The sequence below is a fragment of the Pseudomonadota bacterium genome (assembly GCA_016719885.1).
Lineage (GTDB): Bacteria > Pseudomonadota > Gammaproteobacteria.
The window spans coordinates 27,988-53,340 of record JADJYF010000014.1 but is presented as its reverse complement, the minus strand read 5'-3'; the positions used below and the strand labels follow the sequence as shown (position 1 = coordinate 53,340).

The following is a 25,353-nucleotide window of genomic DNA, read 5'->3' as shown; positions in this document are numbered from 1 at the left end:
CCCCGCCACTGTCAACGCAGCTCGAAGCCGCGGTAATCGGCCGCCTTCACCTGGCTCCACTGCTCGAGGTAATCGGGCATGCCGATGGGGTAGTTGATCATCTGCGCGGCCTTGCCCGGGATGTTGTTGGCCATGTACCAGGACTGTGCGCGGCTGAACAAGGTGCCGGCGGCGAACTCGTCGATGCGTTGGCGCCACGCGTGATCCGCCTGTTCCTTGGACTCGATGCGCTGCATGTCGTGATCACGCATGTATTTAAGGAGCGCGACGATTTCGTCGCCCTGCAGCTCCGAGCAACTGGGCCATTGCTCAAACCCGACGGCGCCTGCGGGCCATACACGAACAGCATGTTGGGAAAGCCGTGCGTCATGGTGCCCATGTAGGCACTGACGCCTTGTTGCCATTGCTGACGCAGCGTCGCGCCGTGGGTGCCGACGATGTTCATGGCCGTGAGGCCGCCCGTCACCATGTCGAAACCGGTGGCGAGCACCAGGAGGTCGAGTTCGTGCACGCGGCCACCGACGGTCTCGACGCCGGCACGCGTGACGCGCGCGATGGGCGTTTCGTTGAGGTCGACCAAGGTCACGTTGGGCTGGTTGAACACTTCGTAGAAGCGCTGCTCGAGGGAAATGCGCTTCACGCCGTAGGGATGGGGCGGCTTGGTCGGCGCGAGCTTCTCGGCCACGGCCGGGTCCTTGATGCGCTGGCGCACCTTGTCGCGCCAGAACTCGTAGGCCATGAGGTTGAGACGTTCGTCGGTATAGATCTCGGGGAAGTTGCCGAGCCACGGCACGAAGCCGCCTTCCTCCCAGTGCTTTTCCCACATCGCGACGATTTCATCATCACTCATGCCGGCGCAGGTCGGGCCGGCGTAATCGAGATAATCGAAGTCGTAGCCGGCGCGGGTGCGGGCGCGCTTGGCATACTTCGCGTGCATGTCGACCTTGAGCGCGCGCTTGCCGGCGTCGTCGAGCTGGCGCTGGCGCATGGGCAAGGCCATGTTGGGCGTGCGCTGGAAGACCGTGATGTGGGCGGCGTCGGGCCCTGCTTCCTGGATGACCTGTACGCCGGTCGCGCCGGTGCCGAGCACGCCGATGCGTTGGCCTTTGAGACTCACGCCTTCCTGCGGCCAGCGCGCGGTGTGCAGGCAGCGGCCGCCGAAGTCTTCCAGGCCGGGAATGTTCGGCGTGTAGGGCTTCGAGCCGATGCCGGTGCACAGCACCAGGAAGCGCGCCGCGGCGCCTGGCCCGCTCTCGGTCTCCACCTGCCAGCGGCAGTTCGCTTCGTCGAAATGCGCGTCGGTCACGCGCGTGTTGTAACGGATGTCCTGGCTCAGATTGAGGCGGCGATCGACGTGGGCGAAGTATTCGCGAATCTTGTCCCAGGACGGATACAGCTCGTCGAAGTCCCAGTCTTGCCACAGCACCGGCAAGGAGAACTGGTAGAGCGGTCCGTAGGTATCGCAGCGCGCGCCGGGATAGCAGTTCCAGTACCACACGCCGCCGAGCGCCGGCGCGGCCTCGTAGATTTTGACCTTGAAGCCGAGCTCGCGCAGGCGATGGAGCTGGTACAGGCCGGAAAAGCCGGCGCCGACGACGAGCGCGTCGAGTTGTTCGGGACGGGCGCTTTGGGACATGGCACGCAACCTCGGAGCGGAATGGCGCTGCGAGTCTGGCGAAGGCGGGCGCGGCGGAACAGGCCCGCAGGTGACACGGACTGGTCAAATCCCGCCAGCCTGGCGGCGCGCTCAGGATGCCGAGACGGATTTCCGCCAGGTGCTCGGCGAGACGCCGGTCCAGCGTTTGAAGGCCTTGGCGAAGCCGGCCGCGTCGGCGAAGCCCAGGCTGTCGGCAATCGCGCTGATGGGTTGATCGAGGTGACGCAGCATCTCGGTCGCGCGCAGGCGGCGCAGGTTGTCGAGTTCGAGCTGGTAGGTGGTGCCGGCGGCGCGCAGCCGACGGATGAGCGTGCGCGGCGAAGTGTTCATGCGGCGCGCCACTTCGTCCAGCGTGGGCGGCGCGGCGGCCTGGTCCTGGTTGTTCAACAGGCGCTGCAATTGGCCGCGCAAGGCATACAGCGCGGCCGGCGCGCCCTGCGGCGGCGCGAGCTCAGCGCACTTGGCGAGCGCCGCCTGCCACAGCGATTCGTCATAGCCCAAGTTGGGCGTGGCGCGCCACGCTTTGGGCAGGCGCAGCACGTTGCGCGGCGCTTCGAAGCGCATCTCGCATTCGAACCATTTGCGATATTCACGCTGCGCACCACGTGCCGCGTAGCCGAATTCCACCCGCGCGCCGTCCATCGGCAGCCGGCGCACGGTGCATACGTAGTGCTGCAGGATCAGGAACGGGATCTCGATCAGGGGCGGCAACAACTCGCCGACGTCGAGGCGCGGCGTCAATTCAATCTCGAGATGCGTGGCGCCACGCAGCGCGCGGATCTCCATGTAGGGAATGCGCTGACCGAAATAGCGCAGGAAGGCATCGAGACCGTCGCCGAGGGTCGGCGCCGTGAGCATGGCCGGCGTCAGCGGCCCGTGGATGTATTCGGCGATGCGCAGACCCCAGGGCAGGTACCAGGCCGGCGAGGAAGCGAGCTTCATGGCGTTGGCCACGCAGCGCAGGTTTTGTTCGACGGTGATGTAGTGGCCGGGCCGCTCGAGTTCATCCAGGGCCAGGTTGCTGCCGTCGAGGATGGCGGCCGGCTGGTCGAACTCGCGCATCATGTGACACACGTAGACGGCCGGCATCAGCGTCTCGTGTATCGGGTCGTTCCGCATAGCGCTGTCACCATTGACCTTGAAGTTGTCAGGATTGGCCAATCGGCCCGCGCCAATCCTGCGTAGTATTCAGGCATTGAGCATAAATCCTTGGCGTCGCCCGGGACAGGGCGTCGCGCGCCGTGGCCTGTGCCACGCCTTGCCCGTGCACCTCCATTACACCCCGGGAGCCCGTTCGCCATGAAGTCGATGCTGTTCATGCTGCCCACCATTCCCGCCACCTACGAGGAGCGCGAACGGCTGCGCCCCATCGGCCGCAACAACGAACGCACCCAGCGCATGATCGAGCAGGTGCGCGAAATCGCGGTCTACGCCGACCAGGCCGGCTTCGACGCGCTGGCCCTGACCGAGCACCATTTCCATTCCGAAGGTCTGGAAATGTCCGTCGCGCCCATCACATTCCTGGCGGATCTGGCGGCGCGTACCCGGCGCATCAAGCTCGCCACGCTGGTCATGCCCATCACCGGCCGCGACCCGATACGCCTCGCCGAGGAAATCGCGCTGCTCGACCACCTGACCCAGGGCCGCTTCATTCCAGGCATCGGGCGCGGCTACCAGGACCGTTGGCTGAACGTGCTCGGCCAGCACTACGGGGTGGGCGGCGCGACGTCCGACGGTTCCGAGGCAGACCGCCACAATCGCGAATTGTTCGAAGAGCTGTACGCCATCATGAAGATGGCCTGGACCGAGGACGCCATTCGTTTCCAGGGCAAGCATTACCGCGTGCCGGTCGACAGCGTGGCGGGCGCGCCGCGCTGGCCGGTGGCCAAGACCTGGACCGCGCGCTACGGCGCGCCGGGCGAAGTCGACGATGCCGGCAACATCCAGCGCATCTCGGTGGTGCCCAAGCCCTATACCCAGCCCTACCCGCAACTGTGGCAAGCCTTCTCCGGCGGCGCCGAGACCATAGACTGGTGCGCGCGCGAAGACATCGTGTGCTGGAGTCTCGCCGAGCCCAATACCTTCCTCGACCTGTGCCGGCGTTACCGCGAGGCGGCCGCGCAAAACGGCCGCCAGCTCGCGCTCGGCCAGAACATCGGCACCTTCCGCATGGTGTACATCGCCGACAGCTACGAGAAAGCCTTCGCCCTTGGCGCGTCGGCGCTGGGCGACGCCTTCGTGCGCTACTTCTCGGGTTTCGGCTTCTTCGAAGGCTTTCGCCAGCCGGGCGAAACGGGCGAGGTGCCGATCACCTTCCAGCGCATGGTCGATGCCAAGTTCGCCATCGTCGGCACCGTCGACGACGTGAAGCGGCAGATAGCCGAACTTTGCAAGGACTCCAACCCCGATTGGTTTGGCTGGTACCTTGACCAGGGCCTCATGGACCAGGGCGAGATCCTGCGCCAGCTCGAAGCCTTCGCGACCAAGATCCTGCCGGGCTTTGCCTGAGGCGGGAGGCGCGGGTGGAATGTCAGGCTGAAGCCTGGCCCACAAGTAGCTTCTGTCGAACTGACCATCGCACCAGGCTGACGCCCGGCGGCCGATCTTGTAGGTGCGATTACAAGTCGCCATTCACCCTGCCGGCTTTGACCTTCGCCATTAGTGTGCGAATCGATTCGCACCTACAATGCCAAGGCTCACCTGTTCCCAGAAAGGAAGATTCCATGTCCTACGATCCCTCTGCCAAAGTCCAGGAACTGCAGGCGCGCCTCAACGCCTTCATGGACGAATACATCTATCCGAATGAAAAGCGCCACGTCGAGGAAGCGGAGAAGATCGGACCTTGGGGCGTGTTGCCCTTGATCGATGAATTGAAACCCATCGCCCGCGAGCAGGGGCTGTGGAACCTGTTCCTGCCGGAGTCGGAACATGGCGCGGGGCTGACCAATCTCGAATACGCGCCGCTGTGCGAAATCATGGGCCGTTCGCTGCTGGCGCCGGAAGTCTTCAACTGCTCGGCGCCCGATACCGGCAACATGGAAGTGCTGGCGCGCTACGGCACCGCCGAGCATCAGAAGCAGTGGCTCACGCCCCTGCTCGACGGCGAGATCCGGTCCTGCTTCGCCATGACCGAGCCCGATGTCGCTTCCAGCGACGCGACCAACATCCAGTCGTCCATCGTGCGCGACGGCGACGAGTACGTGATCAACGGCCACAAGTGGTACACCACCAATGCCACCGATCCGCGCTGCAAGATCTGCATCTTCATGGGCAAGACCGATCCGGACAATCCCAATCGCCACATGCAGCAGTCCATGGTGCTGGTGCCGATGGATACGCCCGGCATCGAAGTGGTGCGTTCACTGCCGGTGTTCGGTTTCTACGGCATGCCGGATCGCGCCTCGGAAGTCATGTTCCGCAACGTGCGCGTGCCGGTGTCCAACATCCTGCTCGGCGAAGGCCGCGGTTTCGAGATTGCGCAGGGCCGCCTGGGGCCGGGCCGCATTCATCACTGCATGCGCGAGATCGGCCGCGCCGAGCGCGCGCTGGAAATGATGTGCAAGCGCACCATGAGCCGCGTCGCCTTCGGCAAGCCGATTTCGGAAAACGGTGTGACCCTGGAACGCATCGCCGAGTCGCGCATCATGATTGAACAGGCGCGTTTGCTGACCTTGCACACCGCGCACCGCATGGACACCGTCGGCAACAAGGTCGCCAAGGCCGAGATCGCGATGATCAAGGTGGCGGTGCCGAACATGACCAACAAGGTCATCGACTGGGCCATCCAGGCCCATGGCGGCGGCGGCACCAACAACGATTTCGGCCTGGCCGCGGCCTACGCGATGTCACGCGTGCTGCGTCTGGCCGATGGTCCCGACGAAGTGCATCGCCAGCAGCTGGCGAAGATGGAACTGAAGAAATACCGCTGAGTTCAGCGGCGACGCGCGCGCCGTGCGCTACGGCGCGCGCAGTTTCGCGGCCAGGAGGGCCGTGCCCTGGGGCGACAGGTGCACCTGGTCCACGTACAGCGCGAAAGCGCTGAAATCACTGCCCAGACGCTGGTTCTCCGCCATTCCCTGCGCGCCGATGTCTACGTGGCGAAAGCCTGCTTGCTCGACGAGCTTTGCCAATGTCGCGCGTTCTTCGGCGTGATAGGGCCGCCGAAAGCCGCGATGACCCTTGAAGCGCGTCAAGGCCGGCATCACGTTGTAGATATAGGGCGCGTAGACGACCGTGACCTTGGCTATCTTCTCGCGCTGCACGAGCGCGCCCAGTGCCGCCATCACCGCCTCGGGGTCGCCTAGCGGCTGACCGGGCTTGAGATCGTTTTCACAATAGATGTAGATGAGTTCGTCGATGGCGCCGGCGTAGCGTTTGGCCGCGTCTTCGAGGGCGCAGAGGATGTCGGGCGCATCGGCGCCGGCCACGCCGAGATTGACGTACTGTCGTTCGCCGTCGCCGGCCTGCAGCTGCGAAGCCAGGGTTTCGCTGTCATCGACCATCAGCCCGTTGGCCACCGAGTCACCGGCAATCAGCACTTTGCGCGGCCGCTCCACCGCCGGCAGCGTCACGCGTTCGCCAAAGGCATTGCTGCGATGGTGCAGGCGGCGCACGGCGTAGCGCGAGAGAAATTCGTCGAGCGCCGGTGACAGGCGCTTGTCGGCATCGACGAAGAACGACGGTGGTTCGAAGGGGTTGAAGGCATTGCTGCGCAACGCAGTCACCATCTTGTCGAGATTGGGTTTCTGTTGCAGGCAGCCGGCGGCGCTGCGTTGATTGACGGCGGCGCGGTCGGTGATGAGCTCCGAGAACGGGCTGTCGCCGATGCCGACCGCGGCGGCCTTCATGTCCGGCAGCAAGGCTTCGAAGTCCTTGACCGTCGCGACCGGCAATACCGGCTGCTCGCGCTCGACCCGCGCGGTGGCTATGCGCTCACGCACCAGCGCGTAGATGCGGTAGCCGAGGCTGCCGTCGGCCTGGTCCCAGGCGCGCACCGCGTACAGGCCTTCGCACACGAGATACGCGACCAGCGTCATCAGCAGCGCGATCGCGGTGCTCGCCAGCCAGCCCTTTTGCTTGTCATTGCTCATGTCGTCAGTGCTCAGGACAGCGCCGGGCCGTCGTCCGCCAGTCGCGTGCCGCGGCGTTCGTCGGGCAACTGCGTGGCGGCGAGGAAGCCGACCGTGAAGACCGCCGCCACCAGCCAGTAATAGCCGCCTTCCATGCCGGCCTTCTTGAAGTACAACGCGGCGGTCTCGGCATTACCGCCGAAAATCGCCAGCGCCACCGCATAAGGCAGCGATACGCCCAGTGCCCGCACATGTACCGGGTAGAGTTCGGCCTTGATGATGGCGCTGAGCGCGTAGTATCCCGACAGGAAGAACAGCGGCACAAGACACAGCAGGTAGACGGCCCATGGTCGGCCGGCATCGGCGTGCGCGAGCGCGTTCAACATCGGCACCGCCAACAGCGCGCTGGCGCCGAACGACACCAGCAGGGTGCGGCGGCGGCCGACGTGATCGGCTATCCAGCCGACCAGCGGCGGAAAGAACACCAGCGTCGCCAGCACCGCGGTCATGATCTCGGCCGCCACCGCCTTGTCGAAGCCGGCGCTGTTGACCAGGAGCTTCTGCATGTACACCGCGTAGGTATAGAAGCCGATGGCGCCCGCCGCGGTCAGCGCCAGCACGATGGCGGTTTCGCGCCCGTATTCCGTGAGCAGCGCGAGCGGCCGGCCGCGTTCGCTCAGCGCGACCTCGGTGGTGGTGAAGGACGCGGTCTCCTCGATGCCGCGCCGGATCCAGAACACCACCACCGCCAGCAGCGCGCCGATCACGAACGGTATGCGCCAGCCCCAGGCATAAAGCTGCTCGTCGCTGAGCACGCGTTGCAGCAGCACCTGCAGGCTCATGGCGGCGAGCTGGCCGCCGATCAACGTGACGTACAGGAACCCCGACCAGAAACCACGATGGCGGCTGCTCGCCATCTCGGACACGTAGGTCGCCGACGCACCGTATTCGCCGCCCACCGCCAGCCCCTGCACCAGTCGTGCGACCACCAGCAATAGCGGCGAGAGCACGCCCATGCCGGTCGGCGCCACCGCGATCAGCAGCGAGCCGCCGCACATCATGCTGACCGACAGGGTGAGCGCCGCGCGACGCCCGACGCGATCGCCATAACGGCCGAACAGCAGCGCGCCTATCGGCCGCGCGATGAAGCCGCCGGCAAAAATGAAGGCGGTGTTGAGCAGCTGCGCGGTCTGGTCGCCGGCGGGAAAGAAGGCGCGCGAGAAATACAGCGCGAAGGACGCATAGGCGAACCAGTCGAACCATTCGACGAAGTTGCCGGCCGAGGCGCCGAGGATGTTCTTCAGGCGGCGTGCGGGCGTCATCGCGGCGCCCTGTAGGTGCGAATTCATTCGCACATTAAATGGCGCGCGCAGGCGCCAATCAATTCCGGGAATGTGCGAATGAATTCGCACCTACAACAGACGACCGAAGGGAAGCCCTCAATAAAACGCGTTCACCATCGCGCCGGTGGCCAGCGCCTGCGCGGCCCAGGCCGGGTAGATGGAGTCGGTGACATTGCAGATATGGGTGCCGGCGGTACGCAGGTCGCGCCAGTAATGTTCCAGCGGTCGCGTGGTCCACACCGAGGGTGAACCGGCACGGGCCAGCAGTCTATCCACCGCGCCCAGCACGCGCTGCACGGCGCGCACCTGGTTGCGGCGGAAGTCGAGACGCAGCTCCGCGCTCATGGGCTCGCCGCGCCCTATGCGCGCCAGCAGCTCGAGCGACATCGCATCGACATGCGAGATGCCGGCCGCGAGATCCGCCTCCGCTTCGGCGAGCGCTTGCTGCTGGAAGGGATCGCTCTTGCCAACCACGCCCGACACCGACACGCGGCTCTGGAGCTGCTCGCGGTAGACGTCGAGGGTGCCCTGCGCGATGCCGAAGGTCGCCGACGAGATCGCCGCCGAGAACACGCAACCGAAAGGCAGGTGGTAGAGCGGCGTGTCGCCGCGGCGCTCGTTGTACTGGCCTTCGCTCAGGGCCACGTGGCCGACGATGCGATGGTCCGGCACGAAGGCGTCGACCACCCGCACGTTCTTGCTGCCAGTGCCGATCAGGCCCATCACCTGCCAGCTGTCTTCGATGATTTGGTAGTCGCCGCGCGGCAGGAAGAAGTGCCGCACGTCGGGCGGCATCGGCACGTTGCCGTCGGCGTCCATCACCATGCCGCCCAACACGATCCACGTGCAGTGATCGGTGCCGGTGGAGTAGGGCCATTCGCCGTTGAGGACGAAGCCGCCCTCGACGCGCCGCGCGCGGCCGAAAGGCGCGTAGGGCGAAGCGACCCAGGTGCCGGCATCGCGGCCGTAGATCTCATCCTGCAGTTTGGCGTCGCACAGCGCCAGCTCCCACGGATGCACGCCGACCACGCCCGCCACCCAGCCGGCCGAGGGGTTGTAGCGCGCCACCGCGCGCACCCACGCGTAGAAATCGCGGATGTCGGCCTCGAGCCCGCCGTGGCTGCGCGCCTGCAGCAGCTTCATGCCCTGCGACTGCTTCAGCACCTCGACGGTACGCTCGGTGAGTTTGCCGGCCTGGTCGCAGGCGCGGTGCTCGCCGCGCAGCACTTCGGCCGAATCATGAATGCGCTTGACTGCGTCGTGCATGGTGGTGCGCTCAGTTGTTGGCGACGAAGTCGCTGACCAGGCGATTGAATTCCTCGGCGTGCTCGATCATCGCCCAGTGCCCGCAGCGATTGATCAGCACCAGGCGCGAATTCGGGATGTGCGCGACCAGGTGCAGCGAATGCTCGTAATGCACCACGCGATCGTCGCGGCCATGGATGAGCATGGTCGGGCAGGTGATGCCCATCATTTGTTCCAGCGTTGCCATCTGCGGCACCGGCGAGCCCTTGGGCAGGCCGGCCAGGAAATTCTTCAGGTGTTCGGGCTGGGCGCTGGCCGCTTCCGAACGCGCGCGGCACAGGTCTTCGTTGGCGAAGCGCTTGTCGAAACACATGATCTCCACGAGGCGACGCATGGCCTCGGCGGTCGGCGTGCGGTAGGCCTCGATCAGCATCTTCAAGCCCTCGGTCGGGCCGTCACCGGCGCCGAACAGCTTGGGGCTGCGATTGGCCGGCGCACCCATGGTGATGAGGTGCGAGACACGATCCGGATGGGTCACCGCGAGACGCAGCGCGTTGACGCCGCCCATGGAGTTGCCGACCACCGCGGCCTTGTCGATGCCGAGTTTGTCCATGAACTGCACGGTGGCGTCGACATGGTTCATGCGCTCGACCGGGCAGGGATCGGATGCGCCCCAGCCCGGCATGTCCACCGCCAGCACGCGGAAGCGCTGGGAGAGACCCGGGATGTTGTTGGAGAAATTGCTCCAGCCGGTGGCGCCCGGGCCGGAGCCGTGCAGGAAGATGATCGGGTGGCCGCTGCCGGCTTCGTGGTAGTGGATGTTCCAGTCGGCGGTCTTGACGGTGCGGCTGGTGTTTTCGCGCGTGATGCTCATGCCTGGTGTTCCTTGAATGTCGATGGTGGGTGGTGGGGCGCGCCGTTCAGGCCGCCGGCGCCACCGGACGATGGCCCCAGGTGCTCAGGCAGTCATAGGTCACGACCTGCCAGCTGTCGTCGTCGAGTATCAGTCGGCCGTCGGCTCCGAGTTCGATGGCGAAGCCCGAGGGCGTCGTGACATAGAACGAGAACATGAGATCGTTCGGATGCATGCCTATGCTCAAGGCCAGCGGCACCTTGGCGTTCTGCACGCGATCGTAGGCGCGACCGACATCGACGCGATCGCGCGCTTCGATCATGAAGTGATGCATCTTCTTCGGCGACGGCAGGGCGGCGAACGCCAGCGTGTGATGGCGCGGATTGCAGTGCGTGAACGCCGCGTCGACCACCATGCCGGGCGCGATCTCCTGCTGGATGTAATCCGACAGGCGAAAGCCGAGCAATGCGTAGTAGTCGAGCATGGGTTGCCGTGCGCCGGTCGGCAGGAAGGCGTGGCCCGCGCCGCCGGCGCCGGTGACGAAGCCGGCCGGGATCGAGGCCGACTGGAACGGCGTCGCCGCCATGGCGAGATCGACGTAGAGCTCCACGCGGTTGCCGTCCGGATCGTGGCTCACCAGCACGCGCCGCACCTTGCGCCGGCGCGCGAGCTCGTCGCCGCCGTCGGCGACCGCGTGGCCCTGGGCGCCGAGCTGCGCGGCGATGGCGGCGAGCGTCGCGTCGTCACGGCAGTCATAGCCGATGGCGGCCATGTCGTCGGCCGGGCCGGCTTCGATGATCATGCGGTGCGCGCGTTCGTCGAGGCGCAGGCCCAGGCACTCGGCGCTGTGTTCGCCGGGCATGAGGCCCAGCGCGTCGACGGCGAAAGTCCGCCAGGCATCGAGATTCGATGCTTCGATCACGATGTATCCGAGTTCCTTGACGCTGTGCATGGCTGGGCTCCCCTGGGTTGATCGTGGTGACGGCCGGCTTCCGGGCTGGCCCGCGGCGCAGCCCAATACTGAAGCGATCGTTTCAGAATCTGGGCGCATGATAGCGACAGTCCCGGCCCGCCTGTCAACCACCGCGAGCGCTTGACGGCACCCGCGCCGACCGTAGACTCGCGGCCATGTCGGACAATAAACGCAAGGTAAGCTGGCGCACCGCACGCGGCAGGAGTTCACGCGACGACATCCTCGACGTCGCCGGTCAGATCATGTCGAGCCAGGGCTACGAAGGCACCAGCATCGCGGCCTTGAGCCAGGCCACCGGTCTCAATGTCAGCTCCATCTACTGGCATTTCGGCTCCAAGGCCGGGCTGCTGGCGGCGCTCATGGAGCGCGGCGCGCAACGCTTTTTCGACCATCACGAGGACGTGCTGGCCAAGGCGCCGCGGCACCGCTCGACACAGGCTCGCCTGCGCTGGGTGTTGGCGCGCACCGGCGAGACGGTCGCCCTGCACCGCGAATTCCTGCGCATTCTCATCACGCTGGTGGTGACCGAAAGGGACAGCGAGAGTCACGCGGTGGTGCAGCGCGTGCGCGCGCTCGGCCGTGAGAGCGTGCGTCGTCAGATTGAAATGGCGTTCCTGACCGAGGGCGAGGCCATGACACCGGCCGAGGCCCGGCGTGCTTCCGAGCAGTGGGCCAGCTTCGCGCTCGCCCTCGTCGATGGCGCGGTGCTGGCGCGCGAGGCGGACCCCGAGACTTCGTTCGACGTGCTCTTTCAACAACTCGCCGACGCCATCGCGCTGCTCGGCGCGACCAGCGCCACGAAGTCCACGCCCGTGGCTCGCGCGAGATCGGTGTCCGGTCAGGCCAGGCGATAACGGATCGGCACGGACTTCGGTCCCGATACGAATTCCGACGCAATCAACTGCCCCGGCCCGCTCATTTCCACCGAGCGCAGGGCCGGCAGCAGCGTCTCCCACAGCGTGCACATCTCGAGCCGCGCGAGATGCTGGCCGAGGCACACGTGGCCGCCGTAGCCGAAGCCGACATGGCGGTTGCGCTGACGGTCGAGGCGGAAGCTGAAGGGCTGCTCGAATTCCGCTTCGTCGCGGTTGCCCGAAGGGTAGGACAGGTAGAGGCGCTCGCCCTTCGCGATCTTTTCGCCGGCGAGCGTGCAGTCGGCGGTCGCATGCCGCACGAAATGCTTGACCGGCGTGGTCCAGCGTATCGCTTCCTCGACGAATTTCGGGATCAAGCCCGGCTCGGCCTTGAGCTGGGCGAGCAGGGCCGGCTGTTCGGCCAGCGTCCACATCGCGGTGGCGGTGGTGTGGGCGGTGGAGTCGTGGCCGGCGGTCGCGAGTATCGCGAAATAGGAGATCGCGCGGCTGTGCTCCATCGGCGCGCCGTCCACTTCGGCATGGGCCAGCAGCGTCGCCAGGTCGTCGCGCGGCTCGCGGCGACGTTCCGCCATCAGCGCCGAGAAATACTCGTCGAATTCATCGAACACTATCTTCCAGGTGCGCGGCTGCTGTTCCGGGTGCGAGGGATCGGTGCCGGGCCGGCACAGGTCCGGATCGGCCCAGCTGAACAGCCATTGGGTGAGTTCCAGCATGCGTGCGTGGTCGGCGCGCGGCACGCCGATCACGTCCAGCACCACGCGCAGCGGGTAGGGCGCGGCAATGGCCTTGGCCCAGTCGAGTTCACCCGCGGTTTCGCGCAGGGTTTCGAGTTGATTGACCGCGGTGGCGCGCACGCTGTCGGCCAGGCGCGCCACGCTCTGCGAGCCCAGCGCCTGGAACAACACGCGACGGTGCTGCTTGTGATCTTCGCCATCGAGCTGCACCAGCGAGCGGAACAGGTTGTAGTCGCCGCCGGTGAATTCGCGCACCAGCGCCTCGCCCATCTGCGGGATCACGGTGGCCGAGCGATCGGCGTTATGGAAAAGATCGTTCTGGCGCGAGACTTCCTGGATGTCGGCATGACGGCTCACGATCCAGTGCGGGTCGTAGCCCGGCACCTCGGCGCGCGCCAGCGGATACTCGCGCCGTACCGCCGTCAGGAGGTCATCGACCTGGCCGCGCACGGCAAACGTGGCGGGGTTGAACAAGGGCGCGATGAGTTCGGTGGGGATGATGTTCACGCTGGGCTCCTGCATCGTGGCTGCGCATACTTTGCGGGGGAACGCCGGCAAGGTCGAGGGGAGCTTGCGATCGAGGGCGGCAAGTACGCCCGCGGCGCCCCAGCCACCGGATCAAGGAACTGCTCGACGCACACGCTTGCGCTTACATTAGCGTCATCAAGGGAGAAGCCGCTATGCCTGAACTGCGCGTCGGTGTGTGCTACGACTTTCGCAATCCGCCGGATTCCGGCATCGCCATGCCAAGGCTCTACGCCGAAGTGCTGGACCAGATCGCATGGGCCGACCAAGCCGGCTTCGATCTCGTGTGGTTCACCGAGCATCACTTCGTCGAGGACGGCTACCTGCCGAGCTGGATCCCGGTGGCGGCCGCCGCCGCCGCGCGCACGCGGCGCGTGCGTTTTTCCTGCGACGTGTGCCTGCTGCCGTTCAACAACCCGGTGCGCCTGGCCGAGGATCTCGCGGTGCTCGACAACCTCTCCAACGGCCGCGTCGAGGTGGGCGTGGGGCTCGGCTATGCGCCGCACGAGTTTCGCGGCTTCGGCATGCGCGTCGCCGAGCGCGTGTCGCGCACCGACGAGGGCCTGGAAGTGCTGCGCCGCTGTTTCAGCGGCGAGCGCTTCAGCTTCAAGGGCAAGCGCTACGAGTTCAACGATGTCCTCATCACGCCTGGCTACGTGCAGGCCGGCGGCCCGCCGCTGTGGGTGGCGGCGATGTCGCGCGCCGGCGCCGAGCGCGCGGCGCGCTTCGGCTGTCACCTGTTGCCGCAGGGCGACCGGACCGCCACGCTGGACGTATGGCGCGAGGTCCTGCAAGCCGACGGGCGCGATGCAAGCGCAAAGCGCGTCGGCATCATCCGCAGCGTGCTCGTCACCGACGACGTCGAGCGCGACTGGCCGTTGGTACGCCAGTCCGAACGCTATCGCATGCAGCTCTACCAGCGCTTCTTCGATGAAAGCGGTGAAGGTTTCGGCACCCATGAGCGCATTCCGCAGAGCTGGATAGTCGGCTCGGTGGAGACCTGCGTCGACGAGCTGGTGGCCTTCATTCGCGAATACGGCATCACCGATCTCGTGACCTGGGGCGCGCCGCCCGGTTTGCACCCGGACGCGATGAATCGCAGCCTCGAACGCCTGATAGGCGAGGTTGTGCCACAGGTGCGGGCGCGCCTGCGTTCTCGAATGTCAGACTGAAGTCTGACCCACGGGAAGAATGCTCTCGATGTTGTGGGTCGGACTTCAGTCTGACATTCAAACCAATCATCAACGTGCGAATGAATTCGCACCCACAGGATACGTCCATCCATGAGTGACAATCAGAATCTCCTGGCCGGCCTGCGCATTCTCGACTTGTCGCGGGTGCTGGCCGGGCCCTTGTGCACGCGCCTGTTCGCCGAGTTCGGCGCCGAGGTCATCAAGATCGAGTCGGCGCCAAGTGGCGACATGGTGCGCCAGTTTTCCAAGCTGCGCGGTGAGCGCAGCCTGTATTTCATCCAGCAGAATCTCGGCAAGAAGAGCGTGTGCCTGGACCTGCGCGACCCGCGCGCGCTGCAACTGATCAAGGACCTGGTGGCGGTCAGCGACATCGTGGTCGAAAATTTCAAACCAGGCACCTTGGACGCCATGGGGCTCGGTTACGAAACGCTCAAGACCTTGAAGCAAGACATCATCCTGTGTTCGATTTCGGCCATGGGTCAGACCGGACCGCTGGCCGCCAAGCCCGGTTACGACACCATCGCCCAGGGCTATGCGGGCGTCACCGCCATGATCGGCGACCCCAACGGCGCGCCGTCCATTCCGTGCATCGCGGCCGGCGATGTCAGCACCGGCGTGCACGCGGCCTTCGCCATCCTGGCGGCGGTCTACCATCGCGATCGCCAGGGCGTGGGGCAGCACATCGATATCGGTCTGCTCGATGTGTACTACAACTTTCACGAGATCAACGTGCATCAATACAGTGGCAGCGCCGGCGCCCTGAATCCCCGGCGCAGCGGCAGCCATCTCGGCTACGTGTGTCCCGGCGGCGCCTTCAAGGCGCCCGATGGCTACATGATCATCATGGGCTTCGCCCATCACTGGAAGGATATGTGCGCGGCGATGGGCCGCGAGGATCTCGCCAACGACGAACGCTGGAACACGGATCTGAAGCGCGTGGCCATACGCGGCGAAGTCATTGAACTCATCGAGACCTGGCTGGCCGGCTTTGCCAGCCGCGACGCCGCCATCGCCCATCTCGAAGCCCACGGCGTGCCGGTCGCGCCGGTGCTGGAGGTCGGCGAAACCTTGGAGCATCCGCACTTCAAGGCACGCGGCACGGTGCGCACCATCCATGACCCGCTGGCCGGCGAATTCGCGATGCCGGGCAATCCCATCAAGTTCGTCGGGCGCGAAGCCGCGTCGCCGGCGCCGGCACCGACGCTCGGTGAGCACAACGAGACGGTGTTGACCGAACTGCTGGGCCGCAGCGCCGACGAGGTGGCGGCGCTGGTGGCCGCCGGCACGCTGGTCAAGAAGAATCTCTGAGTCGCAGCGCCGCTGCGGGCGCCGCACACCGGCTAATGCCGCGCCGCTGTTGGTCATGGCATGGGGATCCCGACAACGCGCGGTACCGGGCAGGAGCAATATCGCTGACTGGGGACTGCATCTCCTGCGCCACGCCTGTTCCGTAGGATAATGGCGCGGTGCGCGCTTCCACAGACGATGGTGTTTGCTTGAGTATTGTTCCGCTCGATACGCGGTCTCGCGCGGTCGTGCGCGCATGACTGTGCCCGACACGTCGCGCTCGCCCGCCGTCGGCCTTGCCATCGTCGGTCTCGGCGCCGCCATCGGCCCGCTCGATTTCGCGGTGACGGTCGCGTTTCCCGCCATCACCCAGGCCTTCGCGCTCGCGACCAGCGACATCCGCTGGGTGGCGGTGTGGTATGTCGTCAGTTACGGCAGTCTCATGCTGGCCTTCGGCGCGCTGGGCGATCGCATCGGTCATCTGCGCGTGTTCCGACTCGGCTTGATCCTGAGCCTCGCGGCCTACGTGTGCTGCGCGCTGGCGCCGAGCTACGCGTGGCTGCTGGCGACGCGCGCCCTGCAGGGCGTGGCGGTGGCGCTGACCTTGTCCTGCGGCCCGGCGCTCGCGATTGCGCTGTTCGATGAGCGCATGCGCACGCGCGCGCTGTCGGGCTACGCGAGCATCGCGTCGCTGGCGGCGGTGGTGGCGCCATTGCTCGGCGGCGCGAGCATGGCGTGGCTGGGCTGGCCGGGCGTGTACTGGTTTCGCGTGCCGATCGTGTTGCTGGCGCTGGCGCTGTTGCCACTGCTGGGGCCGACCGTCGGGCGCATTCCGCGTGCCGCGCGCGAGCGCTACGACCTCGCCGGCTCGGTGCTGTTGTCGACTGGCGTGGCGATGTTCCTGTTGCTGCCGGCACTGCTGAAGCCCGACAGCGCCATCTGGCGCGCCGCGCCGGTGGCGCTCGCGGGTGTGATCGCGATGAGCCTGTTCGTGCGCCGTCAGCGTGCCAGCGACACGCCGTTCCTGCCCCACGCGGTGGTGCGTGACGGCAATTTCATCGCCGCCAACCTGAGCAGCGTGGTGATGCAGTTCGCGAGTTTCACCGTGCCCCTGATCGTGCCGTTCTATCTCACGCGCGTGGCCGGCTGCGGGCCGTTCGCGGTCGGCGTGCTGCTGGCGGTGTGGGCCATCGGCGCGATGCTGGGCGCGAGCCTGGCGACGCGCGTGGTCGGTGCACGCGGCGCGCGCGGCTCGGCGTTCCTGTCGGCGCTGGTCGTGATCGTCGGCCTGGTCGGCATGGCGCTGTGGCCGGACGCCACCCATTACCCCTTCATCATCGCCTGCCTGACCTGTCACGGCATCGGCATCGGCCTGTTCCAGGTCGCCTACAGCGACCTCGTGGTGGCCGCCTTGCCGCCGTCGTCGCGCGGCGTGGCCGGCAGCCTGACCATGGTCACGCGCACGGTCGGCATCGTGCTCGGTGCGTCGGCCTGGATAGGCCTTTTGCAGCTCCTTGAAAGCCGCGGCCTCGCCGCCGGGCTCGCCGCCGCGCCCGCCTTCGTCCAGGCCTTCGATCGCGTGTTGTTCGCGGCGGCGGCGATGACCACGCTGTTCTTCGCCGTCACCCATCGCCGTTGGCGCCGCGCGGACATTTAGAAATCCGCCGGGGTGCGGTAAGGTGCCTGCTTTCGCCGGCCACCCGGTCGGCGCCCAGCAAGGAATCCCATGGCACAAGCAAGCGCGCGACACATCCTGGTCGCCACCGAAGCACAATGTAATGAACTCAAGCAGCAGATCGAGGCCGGCGCCGATTTCGGCGATGTCGCGCGCGCCCATTCGAGCTGCCCGTCCAAGGCCCAGGGCGGCGATCTCGGATCTTTCGGCCCGGGCATGATGGTGCCGGAGTTCGATCGCGTGGTGTTCAACGAAGCGGTCGGCGTGGTGCATGGCCCGGTCAAGACCCAGTTCGGCTATCACCTGCTCGAGATCACCAGCCGCAGCTGAGCGGGATGCACTGTCACCGCACCACGAGCGCGGTGCGGTGACAGCCGAACTCGACGGCAGCGAGACACGCAAGCGGCAATGGACGGCTCACTCGACAGCCTGAACATCCACCGCGCCGACGACTACGCGCGCGACGGTCACCCATGGCAGGCCTGGGATCGCCTGCGCAACGAAGCGCCGGTGTACTGGTACGAGCGGCACGACATCGAGCCGTTCTGGGCCGTCACCCGCCACGCCGACATCCTCACCGTCTCCAATCATCCGGAAGTTTTCATCAACGGCGGACCGCGCCTGCGCCTGTGCCTCAAGCACGAAGTGGAACCGATGCGTGGTGGTCTCGACAGTTTCGGCACCGAGCGCGGCTGGGACCCGGACGAGCCGCCGGATCTCGTGTTCATGGACAACCCGCGTCATCGCGTGGTGCGGCGCGCCAGCAGCTGGGCCTATACCCAGGGCGCGATGCGTGCCATGCGCCCGCACTTTCGCGCGCTGGCCGAAGACTTCACCGCCGAGTTCATGGCCGAACTCGAACAGGCCGCGGCGCGCGGCGAGACGGTCGATTTCGTGCATGGCCTGGCCGCCAAGCTGCCGCTCGCGGCGGTCGGCGAAATCATGGGCCTCGCGCCCGATGACTGGAAACAGATCCTGGTGTGGTCGGAAGCGGTGGTCGGCGAGATCCGCGAATCGAACCGCCTGCCGGGCGAGAGCCGCGGCCGCGCCTACTATCGCAACATGGTCGAGTTCCGCAGCTACATCGAGGAACTCATTGAAGACGCACGCGCCAACGGACGCGAGCGCGGCGGTCTCATCGATCGCATGGTGCACACGCCCGTGCAAGGCCAGTTGCTCACCAACCAGCAGTTGAACGGCTACATCCTGACCCTGATCGGCGCCGGCAACGACACCACCCGCAATGCGTTGTCGGGCGGCGTGGAGGCATTGCTCCAGCATCCCGCGCAATGCCGGCTGTTATGCGAGAACCCGACGCTCATGCCGCAGGCGGTCGAGGAGATCCTGCGCTGGACCTCGCCGGTCGGCAGTTTCCTGCGCACCGCCGTCGAAGATTTCGAACTGGCCGGCACGCACATCGCCGCCGGCGATACGGTGGGCCTGTTCTACCCCTCGGCGAATCGCGACACCGCGGTGTTCGACGATCCCTATCGCTTCGATATCACGCGCACCAGCAATCCCCATCTCACTTTCGGCTTCGGCGCGCATTTCTGCCTCGGCACCAACCTCGCGCGCGCCGAACTGGCGGCGAGTCTCGAAGCGCTGTTGCCGCACCTGTCGCGCCTGGAACTATGCGGCACGCCACGGCGCCTGGTGCAGAGTCACGTGATTGGTTATGCCGAGTTGCCGATGCGTTTGCGCAGGGAGGGGGGTGCCATCGGAGCGTGGGTGTCAGACTGAAGTCCGACCCACAATGAATGTTCGAGCGTGGGTGTCAGGCTGAAGCCAGCCCCACAATGGTCAGTTGTGGGTCACAGCCTGACATTCAGGAGCTTGCCTTTCGTTCAATGTCAGGCTGAAGCCTGACCCACAATGACTGCTTTATTCTGTGGGTCGGACTTCAGTCTGACATTCGACGTCCAGCGAGCCCAAGCGCTCGATAGCTAAATTGCGCTCGGCGTCGATGCGCCCCCTCAGTCCCGGTAACTCGTGTCGATGCGGTCCAGCATGCGCAGCAGCGCCGGCCATGCCAGGCGGTCGAGTCCACCATCGCGCATCAGCGATTGACCTTGACGACGCGTGGTCGCCAGCGACGCTTCGCTCGGCATATGCAGCGCGCCGCCGGCCATGGCGCGCACCTGCATGCTGCAGGCACGCTCGAGGTTGTACAGCCACAGGAAACATTCGGACACCGTGCGACCCACCGCCAGCGTGCCGTGGTTGCGCAGGATGAGCAGCTGCTTGTCGCCGAAATCCTTGACCAGGCGTTCGCGTTCACTCAAGTCCAGCGCCACGCCTTCGTACTCGTGGTAGGCGATGTAGTCATGGATGATCATCGAGGTCTGGGTGATGGGCATGAGCCCGCAGGCCATGGTCGCCACCGCCACGCCGTCCGGCGTGTGCACGTGCATGACGGCCTGCGCATCCTCGCGCGCCATGTGGATGGCGCTGTGGATGCAGAAGCCGGCCGGGTTCACTTCGTAGTCGCTGGGCATGACGATGTTGCCGTCGAGATCGACCTTCACCAGGTTCGACGCCGTGATCTCCTCGAACAACAGGCCGTAAGGATTGATCAGGAAATGATGTTCCGGGCCCGGCACGCGCGCCGACAGGTGGGTGAAGATCATGTCGGTCCAGCGATGGTGCGCGACCAGTCGATAGGCGGCCGCGAGTTCGACCCGCAGCTGCCATTCCTCGGCGCTGACCTTGGCGCGCACATCGGCCTTGCTCATTGCATGTAATACCGTCGCCATCGGACTCTGCCCTCGCTGGATGTTTCGTTCAGGCGGCGCCGCTCGCCGCCGCATGCAGGCGCGCCTTGTCGCCGCGCACCCGTTTCTCGTAGTTCGCCACCGGCCACAGCGCCGCCGCGCCCAGCAACGTACCCGCCGCCAGCGTGACGAAGCCGCCGAAGAACGAGCCGGTGAGGTCGTAAAGATAGCCCATGAGCAGCGGCCCGACGATCCCGGAAAGCCCGCCTGCCAGGCCGCCGACCATGCCGACGCCGGTGCCGAACAGCGAGGCCGGCAGCAGATCGAACAGCAGCACCATGATGCCGTTCAGCGCCGCCGAATTCAAAAACAGCATCACGCTCATGAGCGCGATGGTGGTGTTGACGTCGTCGGTGGTGGTGAGCAGCAGGATGGCCGGGCAGGTCATGAGCGCCATCACCATCGCGACGCGCGCGCGATGCCCGTAGCGGTCGCCGATGCTGCCGGCCGACCACATGCCGGCGAACGCGGCAAGGTAAGGAATGGTGAGATAGATGCCGCTGGCCAGCACCGTGTAGCCGCGTTCCTTGACCAGGTAGCCCGGCAGCCAGCTCATGTTGGTGAAGTACACGCCGATGACGAAGAACGAGGCCACGCACAGCCAGGCAAAAGACGGTATGGCGAACAGCGCCGGCAGCCGTTGCGCGAGCGTCAGTTCGGGCGGGCTGTCGGCGAGCGTCATGCGATCGCGCGTGATGATGTCCTGGAACTGTTGCCCCTCGGGCGCCGGCACGCGCGGATGCTGCCAGGGATGATCGCGCACCATGAACCAGAACACCGCCGCCAGCGCCAGCGTCAGCACGGCCGACAGCAGGAACATCACGCGCCAGTCGGCGAGCTTGATTAGCGCACCGACCAGCGGCATGCCGAGCGCGATGCCGAGATACACGAAGCCGATGAAGATGCCGTAGCCGCGCCCGCGTTCGGCCGGTAACAGCCAGTTGTTCTGCAGGCGATGCATGAGGTTGGCGGTGGCGCCCTCGGCGATACCGAACAGCACGCGCACCACGCAGAACTGCCACAGCAGGTTGCACAGGCCGGTGACCGCGGTCAGCGCCGCCCACACCACGATCAGCAGCGATGTCAGGCCGCGCAATCGCAGCGTGGGACTCACCAGGCCGCCGGCGAAATTACCGAAGGTATAACCCCAGTAGTACATGGAGAGCACCAGGCCCATCTGGGCGCCGTCGAGCACGATGTCGCGCATGATGTCGGGTGCGGCCAGGGAAATGTTGACCCTGTCGAAGGCCAGGAAGAACGAGCCTGCCCAGATGGTGGCGACCACAGGTAGACGGGCACCGCGCATGGTTCCTCCCGGATGGGACAGTTCGTGTTGAACGAGGGTGAGTCGCGAGGTTAACCGGCCTCGGCAGTGAAATCGAGTCATCGCCGGCAAACATGGCGCGGCATGGCGCGGGAGCGATATTCTGCGGTCTTCGCCGCGCGCCTTGAGTCCGTCGCGCGCCCGCCAATGCCCGAGGGGAATATCGATGATCGATTTTGAACTGCCCGCCGAACTCGACGAACTGCGCCTGCGTGTCGAGTCCTTCATCAAGGACAAGGTGGTGCCGCTGGAACACGATCCGCGCCAGCGCCCGCATATCCACGAATCGCTGCGCCGCGAGCTGGTGGCGCTGGGCCGCGAAGCGGGCCTCCTGTCGCCCCATGCGCCTAAAGAATATGGCGGCCTCGGTCTCGATCATCGCGGCATGGCGGTGGTGTTCGAGGCCGCGACCTGGAGCCCGCTCGGTCACCTGGCGTTGAACATCCAGGCGCCCGACGAAGGCAATGTGAACCTCTTGAACCAGGTCGCCTCGCCGGCGCAGAAGGCGCGCTTCCTGCCGCCCTTGGTCAGCGGTGATCTGCGCACGGTGTTCACCATGACCGAGACCGCCACCGATGGCGCCGGCGCCGATCCGACCTTGCTCAAGACCATTGCCCAGCAGGACAGGGACGGCTATCTCATCACCGGCAGCAAGTACATGATCTCGGGCGTGGAAGGCGCCGGCATCAACATCGTCATGGCGCGCACGCTCGACGTGATGGGTCAGGATCTCGGCGCCTCGATGTTCTTCGTCGAAATGGACGCGCCGGGCTTCAAGCTCGACAGGGAACTCGAAACCCTGGACTCCAACATGCCGGGCGGGCACTGGGAAGTGTCCTTCGACCAGGTGCGCGTGGCGCCCGACGCGGTGCTCGGCGAGATCGGCCGCGGCTTCGCGCAGGCGCAGATCCGGCTCGCACCGGCGCGCCTCACCCATTGCATGCGCTGGTTGGGGCTGGCCAAGCGCTGCCACGCGATCGCCGTCGAACATGCCGGCAAGCGCCATTCCTTCGGCAAGACCCTGGGCGAGCACCAGGGCGTGAGCTTCATGCTCGCCGACAATGAAATCGACCTGCACATGTGCCGCCTCGCCATCTGGCATTGCGCATGGCTGCTCGATCAGCACCAGCAGGCGCGCGACGAGACCAGCATGGCCAAGGTGTTCTGCTCGGAAGCGCTCGGCCGCGTGGTCGATCGCTGCATGCAGATCCTGGGCGCCATCGGCATCACCGGCGACACCGTCATCGAGCGCTGCTATCGCGATATCCGCTGCTTCCGCATTTACGACGGCCCCTCGGAAGTGCATCGTCATGCCCTCGGGCGGCGCATCGTGTCGCGGCGCCGTTGAATCACTGTTTGTTCAACCAGCGAAGAGGAGTCACCGACATGGCCAAGGCCGAATGGCAGGGCGCGATCATCGCCGAGTCCGATACCTTCGAAGTGGTGGAAGGCAACGTGTATTTCCCGCGCGCGAGCGTCAATGCCGCGCATCTCGCCGACAGCGCCACCCACACCGTGTGCGGCTGGAAGGGCACCGCCAGTTATTACGACGTCGTGGTAGGCGGGCAACGCCTCGCCGATGCGGCATGGTATTACCCGACGCCGAAAGACGCGGCGGCCAACATCACCGATCACATCGCGTTCTGGAAGGGCGTGGTGGTGACGCGCTGAACGACACAACAGGCATCTTGCAGCCATCAGGACAGGGGACAGGGGAGCATGAAATTCGCACTTGCGCTCGGAGCAGCGCTGACACTTTGCACGGCCTTCACGCACGCCGCCGAGACCGTGGTCGATGACCAGTATTTGCGCGCGCCCGGCGACGGCAGCAACTGGCCCGGCCATGGCCGCGACAGCGGCGAACAGCGCTACAGTCCTCTCACCGAGATCAATGCCGACAACGTCGCGAGGCTGGGCGTCAACTGGGTGCTGGACCTGCCCGGCGAGCGCGCCCTGATCGGCACGCCGCTCGCCGTCGACGGCGTGATCTATTTCACCGGCACCTACAGCCGCACGCGCGCGGTCGATGCGCGCAGCGGCAAGGTGCTGTGGGAATACGATCCGAAAGTCATCGAACACGCCGGCGATCGCCTGCGCATCATGTGGGAAACCAACCGCGGTCCGGCCTTCTACAAGGGCAAGCTCATCATCTCGACGGTCGATGGCCGCCTGGTGGCGCTGGACGCGAAGACCGGCAAGATGCTGTGGGAGACCATGACCATCGATCCGCGTCGCGCCTACTACATCACCGGCGCGCCCAAGGTGTTCCGCGACAAGGTGCTGATCGGCAACGGCGGCACCGAGCACGAAGCGGCGCGCGGCTACGTGACCGCCTACGACATCGACACCGGCAAGCAGGCGTGGCGCTTCTACGTGGTGCCCGGCAATCCCGCCGACGGCTTCGAGGACAAGGCCATGGAAATGGCGGCCAAGACCTGGACCGGCGAATGGTGGAAGCACGGTGGCGGCGGCAACGTGTGGAACGGCATCACCTACGACGCCGAGTTCAACCAGGTGTTGCTCGGCACCGGTAACGGTTCGCCGTGGAATCAGAAGATTCGCTCCCCGGGCGGCGGCGACAACCTGTTCCTGTGTTCCATCGTCGCGCTCGATGCCGACACCGGCGAGTACAAGTGGCATTACCAGACCACGCCCGGTGAAACCTGGGACTACAACTCGAGCATGGACATCGTGCTGGCCGACATCAAGTATGGTGGCCAGCCGATCAAGGCGCTGCTGCACGCGCCCAAGAACGGTTTCTTCTACATCATCAATCGCGCCAACGGCGAGCTGTTGTCAGCGGAGAAATTCGGCAAGGTCACGTGGGCGGAAAAGGTCGATCTCAAGACCGGTCGGCCGGTGGAAGTGAAGGGCGCGCGTTACGAGGACGGCGAGGAGATGGTGTGGCCGAGTCCGATCGGCGCGCATAGCTGGCACCCGATGTCCTACAACCCCGATACCGGCCTGGTCTACATCCCGACCATCGAGATGGCCGGCGTGTTCAACGACAAGGGCATCGATCCGACGAAGTGGCAGTCACCGCATTTCAGCATCGCCACCGGTGTGCATTTCGGCACCGACGACGTGCCCGGCGACTGGAGTCGGGCCTCGCTGCTGGCCTGGGACCCGGTCAATCAAAAGAAGGTGTGGGAGAAGACCCTGCCACCCAACTGGAACCCCGGCACCATGACCACCGCCGGCAACCTGGTGTTCGAAGGTCGCGCCGACGGCCTGTTCGTCGCCTACAACGCCACCACGGGCGACGAACTGTGGAAGATGAACGTCGGCTCCGGCATCACCGCCGCGCCCATCACCTACACCGTCGATGGCAAGCAGCAGGTGGCGCTGATGGTGGGTTGGGGCGGTTCGGCGCTGTTGACCGGCACGTTGGCCGGCCAGCACGGCTGGAAATACAAGGTGCATCCGCGACGGGTCATCACTTTCAGCCTCGACGGCAAGCTGCCCATGCCGCCCTCGCCGCCGCCGGCATTCGCACAGCCCATCGATGTGCCGGGCTTCAAGGTCGACGACAAGCTCGCCGCCGCCGGCCAGGCGCTCTATGTCAGCACCTGCGTGCAATGCCATGGCAGCGGCGTGGTCTCGGGTGGCACCGCGCCGGACCTGCGTGAATCGCCGATCCCGACCAGTCACGAGGCCTTGAAGTCGGTGGTGGTGGGCGGCGCGCGGCTTGCGAACGGCATGCCGCGGTATCGCGACTACACCGACGCGGATATCGACGCTCTCCTGCATTACATCCGCAAACAGGCGCGCGCATCGCTGGTGAAGAAATGACCCTGTAGGTGCGATTTCAATCGCACATTGAAAGGGC

At 65.9% G+C, this 25,353-nt stretch carries 20 protein-coding genes and 1 pseudogene; 11 read left to right on the top strand and 10 right to left on the bottom strand.

Annotated features, from left to right (window positions below; translation table 11 throughout):
- Nucleotides 1–11: 11 nt before the first annotated feature.
- Nucleotides 12–1,636: pseudogene (locus IPM80_15355) on the bottom strand (NAD(P)/FAD-dependent oxidoreductase).
- Between the two features lie 111 nt (nucleotides 1,637–1,747).
- On the bottom strand, nucleotides 1,748–2,818 hold the full coding sequence (locus IPM80_15350) for an AraC family transcriptional regulator ligand-binding domain-containing protein (GenBank protein ID MBK8959755.1): 1,071 nt from the start codon (nucleotides 2,816–2,818) through the stop codon (nucleotides 1,748–1,750).
- A gap of 138 nt (nucleotides 2,819–2,956) precedes the next feature.
- Here IPM80_15350 and IPM80_15345 point away from each other — a divergent pair, with 138 nt between their 5' ends.
- Together IPM80_15345 and IPM80_15340 are read left to right on the top strand one after the other, a co-directional pair.
- A complete protein-coding gene (locus IPM80_15345) occupies nucleotides 2,957–4,165 on the top strand; it encodes an LLM class flavin-dependent oxidoreductase (protein ID MBK8959754.1) in 1,209 nt (402 codons plus the stop codon).
- Nucleotides 4,166–4,380: 215 nt separating this feature from the next.
- Nucleotides 4,381–5,586, top strand: a complete 1,206-nt coding sequence (locus IPM80_15340) for an acyl-CoA dehydrogenase family protein (protein ID MBK8959753.1) — start codon at nucleotides 4,381–4,383, stop codon at nucleotides 5,584–5,586.
- A gap of 27 nt (nucleotides 5,587–5,613) precedes the next feature.
- Here the strand turns inward: IPM80_15340 and IPM80_15335 are convergent, their stop codons facing one another.
- The 5 genes from IPM80_15335 to IPM80_15315 form a co-directional block, all read right to left on the bottom strand.
- A complete protein-coding gene (locus IPM80_15335; protein ID MBK8959752.1) occupies nucleotides 5,614–6,747 on the bottom strand; it encodes an SGNH/GDSL hydrolase family protein in 1,134 nt (377 codons plus the stop codon).
- 11 nt (nucleotides 6,748–6,758) lie between these two features.
- Nucleotides 6,759–8,075 (bottom strand): MFS transporter, encoded by a 1,317-nt coding sequence (locus IPM80_15330; GenBank protein MBK8959751.1) that lies wholly within the window; start codon nucleotides 8,073–8,075, stop codon nucleotides 6,759–6,761.
- 90 nt (nucleotides 8,076–8,165) lie between these two features.
- Nucleotides 8,166–9,335, bottom strand: a complete 1,170-nt coding sequence (locus IPM80_15325; protein MBK8959750.1) for an acyl-CoA dehydrogenase — start codon at nucleotides 9,333–9,335, stop codon at nucleotides 8,166–8,168.
- 10 nt (nucleotides 9,336–9,345) lie between these two features.
- Nucleotides 9,346–10,188, bottom strand: a complete 843-nt coding sequence (locus IPM80_15320; protein MBK8959749.1) for an alpha/beta fold hydrolase — start codon at nucleotides 10,186–10,188, stop codon at nucleotides 9,346–9,348.
- Between the two features lie 46 nt (nucleotides 10,189–10,234).
- Nucleotides 10,235–11,119 (bottom strand): VOC family protein, encoded by an 885-nt coding sequence (locus IPM80_15315; protein ID MBK8959748.1) that lies wholly within the window; start codon nucleotides 11,117–11,119, stop codon nucleotides 10,235–10,237.
- Between the two features lie 176 nt (nucleotides 11,120–11,295).
- Between IPM80_15315 and IPM80_15310 the strand changes: the two genes are divergently transcribed.
- Complete coding sequence (locus IPM80_15310) at nucleotides 11,296–11,994, top strand: TetR/AcrR family transcriptional regulator (protein ID MBK8959747.1); 699 nt, start codon at nucleotides 11,296–11,298, stop codon at nucleotides 11,992–11,994.
- Here IPM80_15310 and IPM80_15305 read toward each other — a convergent pair.
- The gene (locus IPM80_15305) at nucleotides 11,979–13,256 is read right to left on the bottom strand and encodes a cytochrome P450 (GenBank protein MBK8959746.1); all 1,278 of its coding nucleotides are present in this window, start codon (nucleotides 13,254–13,256) and stop codon (nucleotides 11,979–11,981) included. The genes IPM80_15310 and IPM80_15305 overlap by 16 nt on opposite strands.
- 173 nt (nucleotides 13,257–13,429) lie before the next feature.
- On the opposite strand from IPM80_15305, the gene IPM80_15300 reads away from it, so the two are divergent.
- The 5 genes from IPM80_15300 (at nucleotide 13,430) to IPM80_15280 (ending at nucleotide 19,169) form a co-directional block, all read left to right on the top strand.
- On the top strand, nucleotides 13,430–14,446 hold the full coding sequence (locus IPM80_15300; GenBank protein ID MBK8959745.1) for an LLM class flavin-dependent oxidoreductase: 1,017 nt from the start codon (nucleotides 13,430–13,432) through the stop codon (nucleotides 14,444–14,446).
- 111 nt (nucleotides 14,447–14,557) lie between these two features.
- Nucleotides 14,558–15,775 carry a CoA transferase gene (locus IPM80_15295; GenBank protein ID MBK8959744.1) on the top strand — a complete coding sequence of 406 codons (1,218 nt, stop codon included), beginning with the start codon at nucleotides 14,558–14,560 and terminating at the stop codon, nucleotides 15,773–15,775.
- A gap of 235 nt (nucleotides 15,776–16,010) precedes the next feature.
- A complete protein-coding gene (locus tag IPM80_15290) occupies nucleotides 16,011–17,411 on the top strand; it encodes an MFS transporter (protein MBK8959743.1) in 1,401 nt (466 codons plus the stop codon).
- 69 nt (nucleotides 17,412–17,480) lie between these two features.
- Entirely contained in the window at nucleotides 17,481–17,759 is a 279-nt protein-coding gene (locus IPM80_15285) for a peptidylprolyl isomerase (protein ID MBK8959742.1), read from the top strand.
- A gap of 78 nt (nucleotides 17,760–17,837) precedes the next feature.
- Nucleotides 17,838–19,169 (top strand): cytochrome P450, encoded by a 1,332-nt coding sequence (locus IPM80_15280; protein ID MBK8959741.1) that lies wholly within the window; start codon nucleotides 17,838–17,840, stop codon nucleotides 19,167–19,169.
- A gap of 233 nt (nucleotides 19,170–19,402) precedes the next feature.
- On the opposite strand, the gene IPM80_15275 is transcribed toward IPM80_15280, so the two are convergent.
- Both IPM80_15275 and IPM80_15270 read right to left on the bottom strand, forming a co-directional pair.
- Entirely contained in the window at nucleotides 19,403–20,161 is a 759-nt protein-coding gene (locus IPM80_15275; protein MBK8959740.1) for a class II aldolase/adducin family protein, read from the bottom strand.
- A 49-nt stretch (nucleotides 20,162–20,210) separates the two neighbouring features.
- Complete coding sequence (locus tag IPM80_15270) at nucleotides 20,211–21,506, bottom strand: MFS transporter (protein MBK8959739.1); 1,296 nt, start codon at nucleotides 21,504–21,506, stop codon at nucleotides 20,211–20,213.
- A gap of 187 nt (nucleotides 21,507–21,693) precedes the next feature.
- Here IPM80_15270 and IPM80_15265 point away from each other — a divergent pair, with 187 nt between their 5' ends.
- Genes IPM80_15265 through IPM80_15255 form a run of 3 tightly spaced genes read left to right on the top strand, consistent with a single transcriptional unit; the run spans nucleotide 21,694 to nucleotide 25,316 of the window.
- The gene (locus tag IPM80_15265) at nucleotides 21,694–22,872 is read left to right on the top strand and encodes an acyl-CoA/acyl-ACP dehydrogenase (protein ID MBK8959738.1); all 1,179 of its coding nucleotides are present in this window, start codon (nucleotides 21,694–21,696) and stop codon (nucleotides 22,870–22,872) included.
- 38 nt (nucleotides 22,873–22,910) lie between these two features.
- Nucleotides 22,911–23,195, top strand: a complete 285-nt coding sequence (locus tag IPM80_15260) for a DUF427 domain-containing protein (GenBank protein MBK8959737.1) — start codon at nucleotides 22,911–22,913, stop codon at nucleotides 23,193–23,195.
- 48 nt (nucleotides 23,196–23,243) lie between these two features.
- On the top strand, nucleotides 23,244–25,316 hold the full coding sequence (locus IPM80_15255) for a PQQ-dependent dehydrogenase, methanol/ethanol family (protein ID MBK8959736.1): 2,073 nt from the start codon (nucleotides 23,244–23,246) through the stop codon (nucleotides 25,314–25,316).
- Nucleotides 25,317–25,353 lie beyond the last annotated feature (37 nt).

What these genes read in the sequence shown, in the direction of transcription:
- IPM80_15275 (MBK8959740.1), bottom strand. Translation starts at nt 20,161, where the DNA reads ATGAGCAAGGCCGATGTGCGCGCCAAGGTCAGCGCCGAGGAATGGCAG.
- IPM80_15335 (MBK8959752.1), bottom strand. Translation starts at nt 6,747, where the DNA reads ATGAGCAATGACAAGCAAAAGGGCTGGCTGGCGAGCACCGCGATCGCG.
- IPM80_15310 (MBK8959747.1), top strand. Translation starts at nt 11,296, where the DNA reads ATGTCGGACAATAAACGCAAGGTAAGCTGGCGCACCGCACGCGGCAGG.
- IPM80_15255 (MBK8959736.1), top strand. Translation starts at nt 23,244, where the DNA reads ATGAAATTCGCACTTGCGCTCGGAGCAGCGCTGACACTTTGCACGGCC.
- IPM80_15345 (MBK8959754.1), top strand. Translation starts at nt 2,957, where the DNA reads ATGAAGTCGATGCTGTTCATGCTGCCCACCATTCCCGCCACCTACGAG.
- IPM80_15315 (MBK8959748.1), bottom strand. Translation starts at nt 11,119, where the DNA reads ATGCACAGCGTCAAGGAACTCGGATACATCGTGATCGAAGCATCGAAT.
- IPM80_15340 (MBK8959753.1), top strand. Translation starts at nt 4,381, where the DNA reads ATGTCCTACGATCCCTCTGCCAAAGTCCAGGAACTGCAGGCGCGCCTC.
- IPM80_15285 (MBK8959742.1), top strand. Translation starts at nt 17,481, where the DNA reads ATGGCACAAGCAAGCGCGCGACACATCCTGGTCGCCACCGAAGCACAA.
- IPM80_15270 (MBK8959739.1), bottom strand. Translation starts at nt 21,506, where the DNA reads ATGCGCGGTGCCCGTCTACCTGTGGTCGCCACCATCTGGGCAGGCTCG.
- IPM80_15330 (MBK8959751.1), bottom strand. Translation starts at nt 8,075, where the DNA reads ATGAATTCGCACCTACAGGGCGCCGCGATGACGCCCGCACGCCGCCTG.
- IPM80_15300 (MBK8959745.1), top strand. Translation starts at nt 13,430, where the DNA reads ATGCCTGAACTGCGCGTCGGTGTGTGCTACGACTTTCGCAATCCGCCG.
- IPM80_15290 (MBK8959743.1), top strand. Translation starts at nt 16,011, where the DNA reads ATGACTGTGCCCGACACGTCGCGCTCGCCCGCCGTCGGCCTTGCCATC.
- IPM80_15280 (MBK8959741.1), top strand. Translation starts at nt 17,838, where the DNA reads ATGGACGGCTCACTCGACAGCCTGAACATCCACCGCGCCGACGACTAC.
- IPM80_15260 (MBK8959737.1), top strand. Translation starts at nt 22,911, where the DNA reads ATGGCCAAGGCCGAATGGCAGGGCGCGATCATCGCCGAGTCCGATACC.
- IPM80_15295 (MBK8959744.1), top strand. Translation starts at nt 14,558, where the DNA reads ATGAGTGACAATCAGAATCTCCTGGCCGGCCTGCGCATTCTCGACTTG.
- IPM80_15320 (MBK8959749.1), bottom strand. Translation starts at nt 10,188, where the DNA reads ATGAGCATCACGCGCGAAAACACCAGCCGCACCGTCAAGACCGCCGAC.
- IPM80_15325 (MBK8959750.1), bottom strand. Translation starts at nt 9,335, where the DNA reads ATGCACGACGCAGTCAAGCGCATTCATGATTCGGCCGAAGTGCTGCGC.